This window comes from Microcystis sp. M_QC_C_20170808_M9Col, from assembly GCF_007095495.1.
Lineage (GTDB): Bacteria > Cyanobacteriota > Cyanobacteriia > Cyanobacteriales > Microcystaceae > Microcystis > Microcystis aeruginosa.
This window is the reverse complement of record NZ_SFBZ01000196.1, coordinates 1-15679: the sequence shown is the minus strand read 5'-3', so window position 1 is coordinate 15679 and position 15679 is coordinate 1. Positions and strand designations below refer to the sequence as shown.

Below are 15679 nucleotides of genomic sequence, written 5' to 3'. Positions count from 1 at the left end.
TCAGGGAAAAAGTCCAGGGATTTTCCCCCCGACCACTCCCATATCTGGTACTTTTTGATTGACAAAAAGTCTAAAAGTCTTACCCAACAAGGTTTTTAGATTTATTCAGCTAACCCTATCTATCATTATAAGGGAGATAGGGTGAAGGCTCAGAGCTTTTTGTGTATGTTGGCTTATTATGTGGAATGGCATTTAAAACAGTCCTTGTCTCCTTTATTATTTGAGGATGAAGAAATTGATGATAGTTCTCTGAATGTGATTAAAGCGAGTCGCAGTGAATCCGCTCAGTCTAAAGAGAGAAAAAAACGGAATCAAGAGAACATCCCTCGGCATAGTTTTCGGACTTTGTTGGAAGACTTGGGGACAATTTGCTTGAACACAGTAGAATGTACGATTAGAGAGGAAAGTTATCGTTTTTCTAAGATAACTCGACCGACCCAACTGCAACAATCATGCTTTAGATTTATTGGGAGTTTCCTTGATTTGTACCCAGTAACGGGGCGGCGGAAATTCTCTTAATCCCTCCTACACCATAGGTTATGGCCTTTTGTCAACGGGGAAGTCCAGTTATGATAGTTTTCTAAAAAAATACCTAACCAAATTTTTGGCTAGGTATCTATCAATTTACTTCCTTCATCGAAAATATTGCCAAATAATTTAACCAACACCAATTAATGAACCCTGCAATTTAGTACCATCGCTACCCTTGGATATATCGGCTAATTGACTGATATTTTCTAACTCAATTGCAGGAACAGTTCGTTTAATTAAACCAGTTAAAACTTTACCCGGTCCCACTTCGATCGCTTTTTCCACACCCACATCCAGCAATTTTAACATAATTTCTCGCCATCTTACGGAGCTAGTCATCTGCTGAATGAGATAACTTTTTAATTCCTCCGCATCGGTGATCGGTTGGCTAGGATTAACATTAGAAATAACGGGAACTTTTGCAGACCGAAAATTAACTAATTCTAAAATCTGCTGAAACTGAATAGCAGCATTTTCCATCAAGGGAGAGTGAAAAGCACCGGATACTTTTAACGGCATAACCCGCTTAACTTTCACTTGACCTAATACCAAATCCACCGCTGCAGGAGTCCCAGAAATCACCACTTGTTCGGCACTATTATCATTAGCAATAACTACATTTTCCGTCTGATTAATCACTGTGTCTAGACTGGTGCGATCGAATTTCATTAAGGCGGCCATTTTACCACCTTCGGCCGCATCCATCAAACGGGAACGGTTTTGAACTAGATTTAATCCTGTTTCAAAATTAAACACCCTGGCCGCATACAAAGCCGAATATTCACCAAGACTATGACCGGCAACTAGATCGGGAAAATGACCTTTTTCTTGCAACAAATCCGCTAAAATACTCTCCACCACAAATAAACAAGGTTGGGTATAAAGAGTACGAGATAGGGTTTCTTCATCCCCTTGACATTTTTCCCAGACCGACCAACCGAGGATTCTTTCTGCTATTTCTAATCTCTCTTGGCCAAGCGCACTTTCCGCTAAATCTCCAATCATTCCTAACGCTTGCGATCCTTGTCCCGGGAATATCCACGCTGTTTTCATAAGTTCTTAAAATAGATAGATAGATAGATGTGTTTGGGTCAGTTATCAGTTATCAGTTATCAGTTATCAGTTATCAGATGTGAGTTTTTAGTTTACTGTTTACTGTTTACTGTTTACTGGTTACTGTTTACTGTTTACTGTTTACTGTTTACTGGTTACTGGTTACTGAATTAATCTCCCCAACGGAAGATAATCCCACCCCAAGTTAAACCAGCACCAAAGCCGGAAGAAGCAATAATATCACCTTTTTTGACCTTACCACTCCTGACAGCTTCATCGAGGGCTAGAGGAATCGATGCCGCGGAAGTGTTGCCATACTCGCTGAGATTGCTGATCACTTTTTCCGGAGGCAGTTTCAGGCGCTCGCTCACCGCGTCCATAATTCTTTGATTAGCTTGGTGCAAAACTAACCAATCGATATCACTGGTGGTTAAATTAGCCCGATAGAGAGCTTTTTCGATGACCTCTGGCACTTTCGCCACGGCAAAACGATAGACTTCCCGTCCGTTCATCGTTAGAGGCTTATAGGTCCCTTTTTGAACCCTTACCCCCTGCTTAAGGGGCAATTCCTCCCCCTGATAGGCGAGATTAAGAGAACTATTCTGGCTGCCGTCGCTATGGAGTTCAAAACCGAGAATGTTATCTTTTGTATCATTTGCTTGACAAACCACCGCCCCTGCCCCATCACCAAAGAGGACACAGGTAGCGCGATCGTTCCAATCCACCCAACGGGAGAGAACATCGGCCCCGATAACCAAGACATTGCGGTAAGTACCAGTACGGATAAACTGGGTGGCGGTGACTAATGCCACCAGAAAACCCGAACAGGCAGCGGTGAGATCAAAAGCGATCGCCCGATTGGCCCCGATCTGACTTTGAACCTGGGCCGCACTACCGAACAGATCATCGGGGGTAGAAGTAGCCAAAAGAATCAAATCGATGTCCCTAGGCGACACCTGAGCCATTTCTAGAGCCTTAATCGCCGCTTGGGACGCTAATTGGCTCAAAGACACCGATTGATCCGCTAAATGGCGTTTACCGATGCCAGTGCGACTTTTAATCCACTCATCGGAAGTCTCGACAATTTGACTGAGTTCTTCATTACTGAGAAATTGCCCTGGTGTGGCCGATCCACAACCGGTCATGACGACTGCTGACCCGAATCCGTTCAAAATATTCCCCCTTTTTCAGTTATCAGTTATCAGTTATCAGTTATCAGTGGGTCAGTTATCAGTGGGTCAGTTATCAGTGGGTCAGTTATCAGTGACCAGATTTGAGTATTAGGTAAGCAGTATTAAATAGCAGTTTCCCACCGTCTTTTCACTGATTACTGATTACTGATAACAGCAAAAGGATGACAGCTTAATCTTCACCGTTCACCGACAACTTTTTTAATTGATGATGGTGGTCATTGTAGGCTTGAATGCGCTCAGAAACGCGATTATCAACGGCATTTTTTGCCTGTCGGATAGCGTTAAAAATTGAAGGCGCTTGGGAACTGCCGTGACTGATCACACAGACCCCATCGACTCCAAATAACAGTGCACCACCGTGTTCCGCGTGATCCATGCGTTGTTTGATCTGTTTAAGATTGGGTTTAATTAAAGCCGTCCCGACTTTACCCTGTATCCCCCTAGGTAATTCCTCTTTGAGAATTTGTAGGATAACTCCTCCCACCGCTTCGGCAAATTTTAACAGGACATTACCGACAAAACCATCGCAGACGATCACATCAAATTGTCCCGATAGCACATCCCGGCCCTCAGCATTGCCGATAAAGGGAATTTGCTGGTTATTTTCTAATAATTCGTAGGTTTTTAGGGCGAGATCGTTACCTTTGCTGGGTTCTTCGCCGATATTGAGCAAACCGACTTTCGGATCTTCAACCCCCATAACGTATTTACTGTAAATTGTCCCCATTAGGGCAAACTGCTCTAAATATTTGGGTTTACAGTCCACATTCGCCCCGACATCGAGGATAATCACCGATTTACCCGCCAACATCGTCGGCAGCACCGCACCGATCGCCGGGCGATCGATTCCTTTTAAACGACCTAAACGCAGTAACGCCGCCGCCATGGCTGCCCCAGAGTGACCGGCGGCCACCACCGCATCGGCGCGATTTTGTTTGACTAAATCCATGGCCACATTAATCGAGGCCGCTGGTTTGCGACGGATAGCGGTGATCGGCTCTTCGTCCATGGCCACCACTTCCTCTGCGTGGACGATCGTGAGATTCTTGGGACGGGGATGATGCTGGAAATAAGCCTCAATCCGTTCAGAATCGCCGACTAATAATACTTCTACATCTAATTCTTCGGAAGCTCGCATCGATCCCGCGATAATCTCGTTGGGAGCGTAGTCACCTCCCATCGCATCTACCGCGATTCTTGCCCGATTTAATGCCGTTTCTGCCATTGAGTCAGTGGGATAGAAATCTTTAATAAGTTGAGCGGCAGCTCTTGACAAAAGCTGGCCGATCGAGGATTAGTGTTTTCTGATCGAGCAATTGTTAAAAATTACCAATCATTTCTATACAATAAGGCATCATTGCGATTAAGGAAAAGATGTTCTCAGTTTTTAATTTGGCAGTTTTCGGCTTTCTCTTCGGTTGGCTGGGGGGGCAATCCCAACCGATCGCCAATATTCCCCTAATTTCTTGGCAAAATCAACCTATTTTCCACCTTCCCACCGCTCCCGATCCCCGGGTGGCGGCGATCGTGGCCGATTATCTGCAAGACTTGACTAAAAAAGGTTTAAACTCTAGTCAACAACGGGTCTTAATTGAGACGGAATGGGCTGATTTAGCTGATCATCAGGGTAATCTGCCCGCTTCGGGGGCTTCTTTAACTAAAATCGCCACTACCCTCGCCGCCGTGGAAACCTGGCCTCTCGATCATCGTTTTGCTACTCGTTTTTACAGCACGGGAGAGGTAAAAAACGGGGTGTTAGAGGGAGATTTAATTATTGAAGGGCAAGGGGATCCTCTGTTTGTCTGGGAAGAAGCGATCGCAGTGGGCAATGGCCTCGATCAATTAGGCATCCGTCAGGTCAAAGGCGATCTGATCGTTACGGGTAAATTCGCCATGAATTTTCACACCGATCCCCTCAAAGCGGGAGAATTGCTGAAAATTGGGCTTGATCAATCGAAATGGTCAAAAGAAACCAAAAAAGCTTTTCAGAGCCTTCCTAGCGGCACACAAGCCCCACAGGTGAAGATTTTGGGCATGGTTCGAGCCAGTCAAATTCGCCCCGAAAATGCCCGATTATTGTTGGGTCATCAGTCCTTAACTTTAACGGAACTGTTGCGTCAGATGAATATTTATAGTAATAACGTCATGTCAGAAATGTTAGCGGAGTTGCTCGGTGGCCCCGCGGCAGTGGACGCAATTAATACTAAAATTACCCGGGTAGGAGAGGAGGAAATTCAATTAATTAATGGTTCGGGATTGGGTGTAGAAAATCGCTTGTCTCCCCGGGCAGTTATTGAGATTCTCAAGGCCTTGGATCGCAAGTTAGCCAATCAACCGATCAAAGTCGCCGATTTATTTCCGGTGGGGGGACGCGATACCAAAGGAACTATGCAGTGGCGGGCGATTCCTAAAGGAGTGATGATTAAAACTGGAACTTTAGCCCAAGTTAGCGCCTTAGCCGGAGAAATTCCCACCCAAGAAAGGGGTAAAGTTTGGTTTGTGATTATGAATGCTGGTAGTAGCAATATCGAGGGATTCAGAAATCAGCAGGATCGAGTTTTACAAGCTTTAGATCAACACTGGCAAATTCTCCCGGAAGCTACTAAAGGATCGATTCCTGAAAGAGCTTTTCTAGGTGATCCCAGTCGGGTAAGTCAGGGTTTCTAAGGGGTTGATATCAACTTGACAATCAAATTTAGTTTGGTGGTGAGGAACTTTAGCAAGGTCTTATATTCACTTTTGTCGATAAACTGACTACTTTTCTGCCATTTTCTCCTTGTTTTTGCTGCCAATCGGTGGTTCTTCTGGTTTCTGTGTGGAAACGAGGTCTATACTGATAGTTTCTTCCGCCAAATAGCGATTAAAGTCTTGCCCGATAAGCATTTCACCTTACATAAGCAAAAATTATCACACAAAGTCGAGAAGAGCCAATCGGTAAACATCGCATCCCAATCATAGTGACAAAATTTTGCCAGTTTTTCCCGAAATTGAGCAAAGGATGTGTGGTTAAACGGGGTGCATCTCACATTTGCAGAAATACCGACAATCAGCAATTATCAGTGACTCTTAAAATAATTACAAATGTATCAGCAGCTGCGTGTAAGCATCCCACCGAAAAACTAATGCGCTCCGGGGTTTGGGGGGTAGAACCCCCCAAAGGCTTGGATTGAGTGATAAAATCGGAAGTGATCACCAATTTTAGAAGATAGTTTCCCTTTAAAAATCCCAACTCAGTAGATTTACAAAAATGAGATGTACTCGGTTAAACGCATCCAGGAATTTTTAAGGATAAAAACACATTTGCGGCAAAGCAAGGGATTCTTCCCAACCCATCATGAGATTGAGACATTGTACCGCTTGTCCCGATTGTCCCTTAACTAAATTATCGATCGCTGACATCACTATCACTCGATCGGTTCTCGGATCCACTTCAATACCGAGATAACATAAATTAGTACCACAGGCCCATTTAGTTTGTGGATAGACTCCCCCCGGTAGGATTTTGACAAAGGGAGAAGCGCGATAAAAAGCATTGTAGATAGTGATTAAATCATCCCGCACTAGATTAGGATCCCGTAAAGTTGCGTAAACTGTGGACAGGATACCCCGAACCATGGGCATTAAATGGGGAGTGAACTGAACGCGCACCTCATGACCGGCTAAATCACCGCAAATCTGCTCGATTTCAGGAGTATGACGGTGTTTTCCCGCTACATTATAGGCCCCGATCGAACTATCTGCTTCTGCCAATAACATATTAATCTTAGCTTGTCTTCCTCCCCCCGAAGTTCCCGATTTGGCATCAATAATCGTGGTTTCCGGGACAATTAAACCCTGTTTTAACAGGGGAGAAATCGCCATTAAACTAGCAGTAGGATAACATCCGGGGCAACCGATCAAAGAGGCATTTTTAATATCTTCCCGATAAAGTTCCGGTAAACCGTACACAGCCGTAGATGCGATCGCTTGATCCTGACGTTCCTTGCCATACCATTTACTATAGGTTTCTAGGCTAGTAAAACGATAATCTGCCGACAGATCCAACACTTTACACCCTTTAGCGATCAAAGGAGGGGCTAAATCACAGGCTAAACCATTGGGTAAACCCAAGAAAACCACTTGACAACGGGAGGCAATTATGTCTAAATCGATCGCCTCCACATTAAGATTAATACTATGACCGAGATGGGGATATAAATCACTGTAGGGTTTCCCCGCACTACTATCGCCCCCCAGATAGACTAATTCGACAAGGGGATGTTCTTTGAGCAAACGTACCAACTGTACGCCACCATATCCCGAAGCACCGACAATACCCACTGAAACCTTCTGTCCTTGCGTCATTTCCCTTGTTCCTAAAAATTCTTATCGTTAATATAACGCTTTGCTATGGCCGAATTTTAGCCTAACCGGCAGGATTTAAATCAAAAAACTTCCTGTAAAAACCTAGTATCTCGGCCGGGTTGTCCATAAACCGTCAATTTCTCTTGATCAATAGGCTGTTATCTTAATGATGAGGTACAAGGTTTTCCTTTTATGATGCCAAATTAGGTTAAACTTCATCCTTAGGAGAAAGGCTGTAATTCAATCCCCCATATTTAAAATTTTGAGCGCACTGTAAATTCATAATCTCCTCCCGGTTCTAATTGATAATCGTAGCGTTCTAAAAACCGATTCAAGGGTTCAAAAATCAAAGCCCTACCTAGGGAAGGTTGTACTGATAACTTGCCTTGAAGAAAATGCCATTGAAAACGCCATTGATATTGTTCCGTCCGCACTTCTCCCTCTAATTTACCCGTTTGCCAAGATTGCTTAATTATCCGCACATAAGCCGTGCTTTCTGGTCGATTGTCGCCACTCACCTGAACCCTACCTATAGATTAAATATCAAACATTAAGATAACGAATTAATCCTTGTTTGTCATTACTTGAGCTAATTTTCTCGACTTTATTCTGGGGCAGTGACTTCATTAACCTTAGAAACCAAGACATTTAATTGAAAAGGTCGCCCCATTTCCTTAGTAATGAATTCTTCCAACAATTCTACCTGTCTGGGGGTAATACTTTCCGCAGTTCTTACTACTAATCTCACCCGGGGAGGTTGCTTGAGCCAATTAATCGAAGATTCCAATAATTCTGCCCGTTGAAAAGTAATCGTTCGTTGTAATAAAGCTTTTTTGAGCAACCTTTCTAAGCGAGCTTGATTGGCCAGAGTTGCAAAACTTATTCCTAACGGAATTAGCAAAACTGCTGTCAGGATAGAAGTCAAAATTAGAGCGTTACGCGCCCGATGAAAATTAGAATAACCTGCCAGCAAAAAGACCAACAAACAGGAGAGAGCAATGCCTAATAAATTGGTAATATATAACAGAGTTGCCCCCAAACTTAGGAGCCAATTCCCTTGGGATAATCCTAAACCAATCGTACAAACTGGCGGCATTAAAGCCACGGCGATCGCTGTTCCCGCTAAAGTACCTGAAATTTTCGGTTCTATTTTGGCATAACCACTGATTGCCCCCGCCGTAATTGCTACTCCTAAATCTAAAAGATTCGGTTGAGAACGGGCCTGAATTTCACTACCAAATTCGGAAATTCCGATCAATAATCCTAGCAACCAAGCTATCGCTAAAGCGATGATCGTACCAACTAAAATCGCCAAGGCCGACTTACGAATTAATCGCCAACTGCCAATTAAACCACCAAAAGCCAGACTACGAATCGGCAACATCAAAGGGGCAATAATCATCGCCCCAATAATCACGGCCGCACTATTGGCGACTAAGCCAAAGGTAGCGATCGCACAAGAACTGACAATCAAAGCTAGATAGGGAAAATCGAGGGACGCTTCTAACCATAAATCGCGCCACATAGTCCGCGATTGTTGCCAGGTCAAGGGTTTTCTTGAGAACCACGAGTGGGGCCGTTCTTTTCTCGTCATGGGGCTGAGGAAGATTGACTTTTCTTTTACTTATAGCTTTTTTTGTCTAATCAATGTATATTTGTATCATTTTCTTTAACTAATCTTACCGTTTTTTTCTTCGCCTCGATTGATGAAACCTCCTGCCCGCTGCCATCTGCCGACCGCCTTCGTTAACGCCCCTAGGCCAAGTAGAAATTAGCAAAGAAATTACCGACGAAACCCGACAGATTGATCTATTTTTTTCGCCTCATCCAGAGGGGCAAATAACTGTCGATAATCTAGGATTATTAGGTCAAATTGCCCTAAAGAACCCTCTCCTAGAACCCGATCGTAATTCTCCCACTCCTGCCGATGTGCGTAATTGTCTCTCGAAATTAACCGCCGTTTTTGAGGGGAGAAGGGAGAAAAAAGCTGACACTGATGACTGATAACTGAATACTGACTCCTGACTTCTAACCCAATGTGCGCCAAAGATAAGCAAAAATTATTTATTGACTCCAAAAACTTGAGAATATTTAAATTAACATTTAGCAATATTTACAAATTCTTAAGAATTAATTGAGAAAGATTTTTATTTAACAACGATGTTGCAGTGGTAACAGCGATTTGATAGAATTTCATAGTGGCTTACCCTGTGCTTTTTTGGACAGCAATGCTTGAAACCCTCGCCACACCTACAGGGTGATCCTAATTAAGACGGGTAAATCGGTCAATTTCACCCACAACGATGATCTTTTTTTTGTGTAGTTTTATTGCCAAGAAAAAGTTTTTTTGACAAAAAGCACAAAGTATGCAGTAGCAGTTATGGCAGAGTGGGGGTTGGGGAGGGGGAAGCTGTCTCATCACCCTATCACCCCAAAACCCGATCACCCGACCACCGATCACTGAATTTACCGTTTAGCGGCAACAATGGCAAAAACGGTGGTATGGGGATCATCTTTTAAAGTCACCCCTTCTGGCATTTTCAAATCACCCACGAGCAGGGATTGCCCCACACCGATCTCCGAAACATCAAATTCGATCACGTCCGGGATATTATCGGCAATACAGGAGACATTAACTTCGTTAACGAACTGTTCGATTAAACCGCCCTGTTTGGTTCCGATCGCTTCTCCCATGGCTTTAATCGGAACAACGATATCGAGCTTACCGTGGGCAGACACCGAGAAGAAACTGAGGTGATAGAGATTTCTTTTCCAAGGATGAGATTGTACCTCTTGGATCAAAGCTTTTCCCGTCCAGGGCATTTCGGGGACATTAACATCCACCAGGGTATTATTCACCGAGGCCTTTTTGAGCAGGGTTAAGGCCGCTTTTTCTCCCACCACGAGGGAAACCGATTCTGTGCCGTTGTGGCCGTAGAGAACCGCCGGGATCAAACCCTGACGACGTAGGGCCCTGGGGTTAATATTCTCCGGTCTTTTTTGACATTCAACGCTAACTTGCATAGTTGACTAATCCTCTTTGACAATGATTTAAAATTCGTGATTATCCCAAGGTGAGCCATTTTCGTCCAAAAGAGCGCGTTTGGGTCCGTGAATGGGGTCTTCAACGATAATAGTTTGGTCGCGACTAGCTCCTAGGGAGATAATAGCGATCGGTACTTCCATGATCGCCCCTAGGAATTTTAGATAATCGAGGGCCTGTTTGGGCAGGTCTTCCAGACTCCGACAATCGCTGGTGGGTTGTTGCCACCCCGGCATCGTTCGGTAAATCGGTTGACAACGGGCGAATTCCATCGCACTGCTGGGCAAATGGCGACAGGTTTTGCCGTCCAATTGGTAGGCAACACAGACTTTGATTTCCTCTAGGGTATCGAGAACATCTAATTTGGTGATCGCTAGACAGTCTAAACCATTGATTCGCACCGCGTAACGACCGATCACCGCATCAAACCAACCGCAGCGACGACGACGGCCGGTGGTAGTCCCGAATTCCGCCCCACGATCGCACAATAACTGCTCGATCTCCCCCTCTAATTCCGTGGGAAATGGACCTTCACCTACCCTAGTGGTGTAAGCTTTGGCCACACCGATCACTCGATCGATTACCGTCGGACCGATGCCAGAACCCACACAAGCACCGCCGGCGATCGGATTGGAGGAGGTAACGTAGGGATAGGTTCCGTGATCGAGGTCGAGTAAGGTGCCTTGGGCCCCTTCAAAAAGAATATTCTTACGCTTGCGGATTGCTTCGTAGATTTTTAGGGAACTATCGACCACATGGGGACGCAGTATCTCGGCATATTCTCGATATTCCTCGATCACCGTCTTCGCATCTAAAGGCGGTAAGTTATATAACTTTTCTAAAATGACGTTTTTATAATTGATCGTCCATTCTAGTTTTTGCCGCAGATTCTCGGTATTCATCAAGTCGATGACTCGAATGCCGATGCGCTCGGATTTGTCGGCATAGGTGGGGCCGATACCCCTTCCCGTGGTGCCGATTTTATATTTACCCCGTTTTTCCTCGGATGCTTGATCGAGCAGCCGATGATAGGGCATAGTGACATGAGCCGTTTGCGAGATATAGAGATTGTCGGTGGTGACATTGAGGGCGTGTAATTGCGCCATCTCTTTGAGTAACACCGAGGGATCTATGACTGTTCCTGAGCCGATTATACATTCCGTATCCGGGTAGAGAATCCCAGAGGGAATTAGATGGAGTTTGAACGTTTGACCCTCGACGACGACGGTATGACCCGCATTTACGCCACCTTGAGAACGCACCACCACATCCGCCGATCGACTCAGCAGATCCGTGATTTTTCCTTTTCCTTCGTCGCCCCACTGAGCGCCGATTACAATAACGTTAGCCAAGGTATTTTAGTCTAGCTAAAGTTCACACAAACTGCTATTATCCCTCTTGGCGAATACAACTGTCAAGTTAAGTAGTCGTGCAAAATTAATTTCCTAGTGAAGATAGGCAAGAGGCAAGAGGCAAGAGGCAAGAGCGGGGTTAGATATGTGTAATTAATTTTGCTTAGGTAGTTATCTCTCTTAGCTAATTGTGGGGAGAAGGCGAGGGGAAAACTCGCCTATTTTCAGGGTTTATTGACCTTCCCGACTGATTTGACGCTCGATAGTTTCGATAGCGGCATTTAATCCCGCTAGACGGGTTTCGAGGTCATCGCGCATCCATTTGAGGAATGTTAATTTACGCTCTTGACATTCTTGGCGGGAAGTGCTGCCACAAGTGTTAAAGAAGAAGGGAAACATAGACTAAGGGGCCTGCTATAACTCTACGTCTCCTATCTTGACGAAAATTTTCAAAAAAGTCTAACCGTTAAGTCGCCATAATAACCACAGACCTAACCCAAAACCGAAAAAGTTAGGCAGCCAGGCAGCTAAGAAGGGGGAGAGGGTGGCGGTTAGTCCCAAGCTGCCGACTAAGAAGTTTAAAAGATAATAGAGGAAAACAATGGCGACACTGAGACCGAAACTGGTTCCCCGACCGATTCTTTGCGGTAGAGAACCCAAGGCACAACCTATGGTAGCAAAGACGATACAGACAAAGGGAAAGGCGATTTTTTGCTGGATTCGCACTTGAAAAAACCTGACTCTCTTATCATCGCCACTGAGTTTGAGCAGTTGCACATATTCGATCGCCTGTGGTATGTTCATCTCGTAGGGATCGCGGCTTTGACGAGCAAAATCGAAAGCGGAGCGAGATAAAGCGATTTTTTCGGCTTTAAAGGGGATAACTTGGCTATAGGAGGCGTTAGGGGGGGTTAATTCATAGATAATGCCGTTAAAAAAGTCCCAGACGTTATCGACGGCATTCCAACGGGCCGAATCGGCGATAATAATTTGATTTAATTCTTGTTTTAGCCAACGGATAACGGTGACGGTTTTCATCTTTTCCCCGTCGAATTGTTCGGCATAAAATAAACTTATTAAATTGCGATTAATCGTACCATTTTCTAGGGTTTTTATTTCATAATCGGGATAATAAAAATCTTTATTTTTCCAAAAACTTGCTTCTTTATTAATTTTCTGCACTAAAATTTCTGTGGCTCGATAATTAGCATTGGGAACCACATATTCATTTAATAAAAATGTCACAACTGTAACTATTAAACTCAGGCAAAAAGTGGGTATAAAAAGACGATAAAGAGTGACTCCACAGCTTTGCAGGGCAACGGTTTCACTATCACTACTTAAACGACCGTAGGTGATTAAAGTGGCCAGCAAAAGAGAAACCGGCAGGGAATAAGTGACAAATTCTGGCACTTTTAACAGGAGAATTTCTAGGGCCGAGACAAGGGGTAGATTAGCATCAACTACCTGATTAGCTAAATCGGAAAGATTGCCGATCGCTACTCCCAAAGAGGCAAATAAACCAACACTAAATAAAAATGGGGGTAGTAGTTGGCTGATCAGATAGCGATCAATGAGGGCAATACCTCCATTTACCCAGTAAGAAATCTTTTTCTTAATCATTGATTTTGGTTAACTCACTCCTATTTCATCCCATTTCCTAACCCGCAGCCGTCTTGCTTACACCTTCGGTTAGCCTATCATATTTTGTCTTTGACGAAAAACACCGCCGGAAGTTGTATGATTGCGGGGAGAGTGGACAGAAGTAAGGATTTGGGTAAGTGTAGATAATTTTTCTGTTCCTATTCCCCGATCATCCCTAGGTGAATTATGCTGCTAAACTGGCAAACTTTTACTATTCATAAACGAGTACCTTTAAGGATTAGTCGCGGCACTACCAGCGAAAATACTAATATCTGGCTGAAAATTAGCCAGGAAAATATCGAAGGTTGGGGAGAGGCATCCCCTTTTGATATTACCAGCGAGGAGAAAAAACCCGATAAAATCCTGCAAGAATTAAACTCGATCGCTCCTATTTTACAATCTTTTCATCCCTGTCAACGCCAAGAAATTGAGAAAATTTTATGGCAAAATCAGATATCTTCGGCTACTCGTGCCGCTATTGATACGGCACTGCACGACTGGTTAGGCAAAAAAGCTAATTTACCTCTCTGGCAAATTTTTGGACTCGATCGCTCTTTAATTCCGCCGGTTTCTGTTACTATCGGTTTAAATTCTCCAGAAAATGTGCAGAAAAGGCTGTTAGATTGGCTAGAAATCGGCGATTTTAGCTTATTAAAAGTCAAATTAGGCTCACCGGACGGTATAGAAGCCGATCAAGCCATAATTCTAGCTATTAAAGAAATTGTCCCCCATTTGCCCCTAACTGTCGATGCTAATGGTGGTTGGAAATTTAGCGATGCGGTGAAAATGTGCCAATGGTTAGAGGAAAAAGGCGTTATTTATGTGGAACAACCCCTATCCGTCGGACAAGAACGAGATTTAATTGATTTATACCAAAAATCGCCCCTACCTATCTTCGTCGATGAAAGCTGTTTTTCTAGTCAAGATATCCCGAAACTGGCCGATCGAGTCCACGGCATTAATATTAAACTAATGAAAGCCGGTGGATTAGCCGAAGTGCAGAGAATGATTCATATTGCCCAAGCTTGCCGACTGCAAATTATGTTCGGATGTTACTCTGACAGCAGTTTAGCCAATACTGCCCTAGCACATCTTGGCCCGCTTGTCAACTATCTTGACCTAGATAGTCATTTAAATTTACGCGATGATCCCTTCACGGGATTAAGCTTAGAAAAGGGACGTTTACAACCAAATAATTCACCCGGTTTGGGTGTTAGTTTACGGATAAAAGATGACTAATTATTTGACTCCTGACAAGAAAGTAGCGATTCTTCTCCATGAAGGAATCAAAGGAACTCGCGGCAAAACCGGATTAAGTTATCTGCGTTACGGGAAAGCGCAGGTAGTGGCGATTATTGACGCAGAAAACGCCGGCAGCGCCTTAAAAGAAGTGGCCGGAATCGATCGCCCCTTGCCGATTGTTGCTAGTGTTAGGGAAGCTTTAACCTATCATCCCGATACCCTGTTAATTGGCATCGCACCCTCAGGAGGCATTTTACCCCCCCATTGGCTAGAAGAAATCAAAGAGGGGGTAAAGGCGGGGTTATCCCTCGTTAATGGTCTCCATACACCCCTAAAACCCCTTTTTCCTCAGCTTAAACCGGATCAATGGATTTGGGATATCCGTCTGGAACCCCAAGACTTAAAAATTGGGCAAGCGCGGGCGAAAAATTTAACCTGTCAGCGTATTTTAACCGTAGGCACGGATATGAGTGTGGGCAAAATGTCCACTAGCATCGAATTACATCGGGTTGCCCCAGAAAAAGGGCTAAAATCGCAATTTTTAGCCACTGGACAGGGGGGAATTATGATCGCGGGGAAGGGTGTACCCTTGGATGCAGTGCGCGTCGATTATGCTGCTGGTGCGATCGAGGCTTTGGTGTTAGAATCGGCGGAAAATAACGATATTTTGTTTATTGAGGGTCAAGGCTCCCTTTTACACCCTGGTTCGACTGCTACCTTGCCCTTAATGCGTGGCAGTCAACCAACGGGGTTAATTCTCGTCCATCGCGCTGGACAAATTCATATCAATGATTTACCCGATATTCTCATCCCTCCCCTAACAGAAGTGATTAAACTCTACGAAATGACTGCCAGCGCCGGGGGAAGTTTCGGGGAGGTGAAGGTAAAAGGGATTAGTTTAAATACTTTTCATCTTAGTCCGGAGGCGGCAGTTCAAGCTATAGAAACTGTGCAGGAGGAAACGGGGTTATTTTGTACCGATGTTGTCCGTTTTGGTGGTCAAGGGTTATTATCAGTGATCAGTAAACAGTAAACAGTGATCAATTCAATCATAGTCCATCACACAATTAGTCTCAACTGTGATGGGAATGATTGAATGAATACTATGATTATGTTGTATCCCACATTCCGCACCCTGGTCGTTGAAATCAAAAGTTTCTCTAGCCCTTGTATAGTAAGACTTTTAGCGATTACTAAGAATTATGAAGTGTCACACTCTAGTCAGCGATCGCCAGCTTAATGAGAGTTTATCTCAATAATTTGGTATCAGAGCTATC

The 15679-nt window shown here is 44.2% G+C and carries 15 protein-coding genes and 1 pseudogene; 4 read left to right on the top strand and 12 right to left on the bottom strand.

Features of this window, described 5'->3' with window-relative positions:
* Positions 1–114: 114 nt before the first annotated feature.
* A pseudogene (locus EWV68_RS11665) lies at positions 115–496 on the top strand (IS1634 family transposase); the annotation flags it as partial.
* 161 nt (positions 497–657) lie between these two features.
* On the opposite strand, the gene fabD reads toward EWV68_RS11665, so the two are convergent.
* The 3 genes from fabD to plsX form a co-directional block, all read right to left on the bottom strand.
* On the bottom strand, positions 658–1584 hold the full coding sequence (fabD, locus tag EWV68_RS11660; protein WP_061432866.1) for an ACP S-malonyltransferase: 927 nt from the start codon (positions 1582–1584) through the stop codon (positions 658–660).
* A 170-nt stretch (positions 1585–1754) separates the two neighbouring features.
* Positions 1755–2756 (bottom strand): beta-ketoacyl-ACP synthase 3, encoded by a 1002-nt coding sequence (locus EWV68_RS11655; protein WP_061432865.1) that lies wholly within the window; start codon positions 2754–2756, stop codon positions 1755–1757.
* Positions 2757–2946: 190 nt separating this feature from the next.
* The gene (gene plsX / locus EWV68_RS11650) at positions 2947–4002 is read right to left on the bottom strand and encodes a phosphate acyltransferase PlsX (RefSeq protein ID WP_271947527.1); all 1056 of its coding nucleotides are present in this window, start codon (positions 4000–4002) and stop codon (positions 2947–2949) included.
* Between the two features lie 149 nt (positions 4003–4151).
* Here plsX and EWV68_RS11645 point away from each other — a divergent pair, with 149 nt between their 5' ends.
* On the top strand, positions 4152–5444 hold the full coding sequence (locus EWV68_RS11645; protein ID WP_287169859.1) for a D-alanyl-D-alanine carboxypeptidase: 1293 nt from the start codon (positions 4152–4154) through the stop codon (positions 5442–5444).
* An 87-nt stretch (positions 5445–5531) separates the two neighbouring features.
* Here the strand turns inward: EWV68_RS11645 and EWV68_RS11640 are convergent, their stop codons facing one another.
* The 9 genes from EWV68_RS11640 to EWV68_RS11600 all read right to left on the bottom strand — a co-directional run bounded on the left by EWV68_RS11640 (position 5532) and on the right by EWV68_RS11600 (position 13139).
* Positions 5532–5660: a hypothetical protein gene (locus tag EWV68_RS11640; RefSeq protein WP_260324513.1), complete on the bottom strand. Its 129-nt coding sequence runs from the start codon at positions 5658–5660 to the stop codon at positions 5532–5534.
* A 163-nt stretch (positions 5661–5823) separates the two neighbouring features.
* Positions 5824–6006, bottom strand: coding sequence for a hypothetical protein (locus EWV68_RS11635; protein ID WP_147069368.1), 183 nt, complete (start codon positions 6004–6006; stop codon positions 5824–5826).
* Between the two features lie 53 nt (positions 6007–6059).
* Positions 6060–7121 (bottom strand): N-acetyl-gamma-glutamyl-phosphate reductase, encoded by a 1062-nt coding sequence (gene argC / locus EWV68_RS11630; RefSeq protein WP_061432863.1) that lies wholly within the window; start codon positions 7119–7121, stop codon positions 6060–6062.
* A gap of 254 nt (positions 7122–7375) precedes the next feature.
* Positions 7376–7639: a DUF3146 family protein gene (locus EWV68_RS11625; protein ID WP_002798367.1), complete on the bottom strand. Its 264-nt coding sequence runs from the start codon at positions 7637–7639 to the stop codon at positions 7376–7378.
* 86 nt (positions 7640–7725) lie between these two features.
* On the bottom strand, positions 7726–8715 hold the full coding sequence (locus EWV68_RS11620) for a DUF389 domain-containing protein (RefSeq protein WP_012265219.1): 990 nt from the start codon (positions 8713–8715) through the stop codon (positions 7726–7728).
* A gap of 872 nt (positions 8716–9587) precedes the next feature.
* Positions 9588–10145: a 50S ribosomal protein L25/general stress protein Ctc gene (locus EWV68_RS11615; protein WP_061432861.1), complete on the bottom strand. Its 558-nt coding sequence runs from the start codon at positions 10143–10145 to the stop codon at positions 9588–9590.
* Between the two features lie 27 nt (positions 10146–10172).
* Positions 10173–11516, bottom strand: coding sequence for an adenylosuccinate synthase (locus tag EWV68_RS11610; RefSeq protein WP_061432860.1), 1344 nt, complete (start codon positions 11514–11516; stop codon positions 10173–10175).
* Between the two features lie 231 nt (positions 11517–11747).
* Entirely contained in the window at positions 11748–11915 is a 168-nt protein-coding gene (locus EWV68_RS11605) for a hypothetical protein (RefSeq protein ID WP_002759244.1), read from the bottom strand.
* Between the two features lie 60 nt (positions 11916–11975).
* Entirely contained in the window at positions 11976–13139 is a 1164-nt protein-coding gene (locus tag EWV68_RS11600) for an LptF/LptG family permease (RefSeq protein ID WP_287169858.1), read from the bottom strand.
* A 207-nt stretch (positions 13140–13346) separates the two neighbouring features.
* Here EWV68_RS11600 and EWV68_RS11595 point away from each other — a divergent pair, with 207 nt between their 5' ends.
* Together EWV68_RS11595 and EWV68_RS11590 are read left to right on the top strand one after the other, a co-directional pair.
* Positions 13347–14399 (top strand): dipeptide epimerase, encoded by a 1053-nt coding sequence (locus EWV68_RS11595; RefSeq protein WP_287169856.1) that lies wholly within the window; start codon positions 13347–13349, stop codon positions 14397–14399.
* The gene (locus EWV68_RS11590; RefSeq protein WP_002798374.1) at positions 14392–15435 is read left to right on the top strand and encodes an N-acetyltransferase DgcN family protein; all 1044 of its coding nucleotides are present in this window, start codon (positions 14392–14394) and stop codon (positions 15433–15435) included. The genes EWV68_RS11595 and EWV68_RS11590 overlap by 8 nt, the downstream gene beginning before the upstream one ends.
* The last annotated feature ends 244 nt before the right edge of the window (positions 15436–15679 follow it).

Bases quoted from the DNA above. Each gene is read 5' to 3' on its own strand.
- fabD (WP_061432866.1), bottom strand. From the start codon at position 1,584: ATGAAAACAGCGTGGATATTCCCGGGACAAGGATCGCAAGCGTTAGGA.
- plsX (WP_271947527.1), bottom strand. From the start codon at position 4,002: ATGGCAGAAACGGCATTAAATCGGGCAAGAATCGCGGTAGATGCGATG.
- EWV68_RS11645 (WP_287169859.1), top strand. From the start codon at position 4,152: ATGTTCTCAGTTTTTAATTTGGCAGTTTTCGGCTTTCTCTTCGGTTGG.
- EWV68_RS11640 (WP_260324513.1), bottom strand. From the start codon at position 5,660: ATGCTTATCGGGCAAGACTTTAATCGCTATTTGGCGGAAGAAACTATC.
- argC (WP_061432863.1), bottom strand. From the start codon at position 7,121: ATGACGCAAGGACAGAAGGTTTCAGTGGGTATTGTCGGTGCTTCGGGA.
- EWV68_RS11620 (WP_012265219.1), bottom strand. From the start codon at position 8,715: ATGACGAGAAAAGAACGGCCCCACTCGTGGTTCTCAAGAAAACCCTTG.
- EWV68_RS11615 (WP_061432861.1), bottom strand. From the start codon at position 10,145: ATGCAAGTTAGCGTTGAATGTCAAAAAAGACCGGAGAATATTAACCCC.
- EWV68_RS11605 (WP_002759244.1), bottom strand. From the start codon at position 11,915: ATGTTTCCCTTCTTCTTTAACACTTGTGGCAGCACTTCCCGCCAAGAA.
- EWV68_RS11600 (WP_287169858.1), bottom strand. From the start codon at position 13,139: ATGATTAAGAAAAAGATTTCTTACTGGGTAAATGGAGGTATTGCCCTC.
- EWV68_RS11595 (WP_287169856.1), top strand. From the start codon at position 13,347: ATGCTGCTAAACTGGCAAACTTTTACTATTCATAAACGAGTACCTTTA.
- EWV68_RS11590 (WP_002798374.1), top strand. From the start codon at position 14,392: ATGACTAATTATTTGACTCCTGACAAGAAAGTAGCGATTCTTCTCCAT.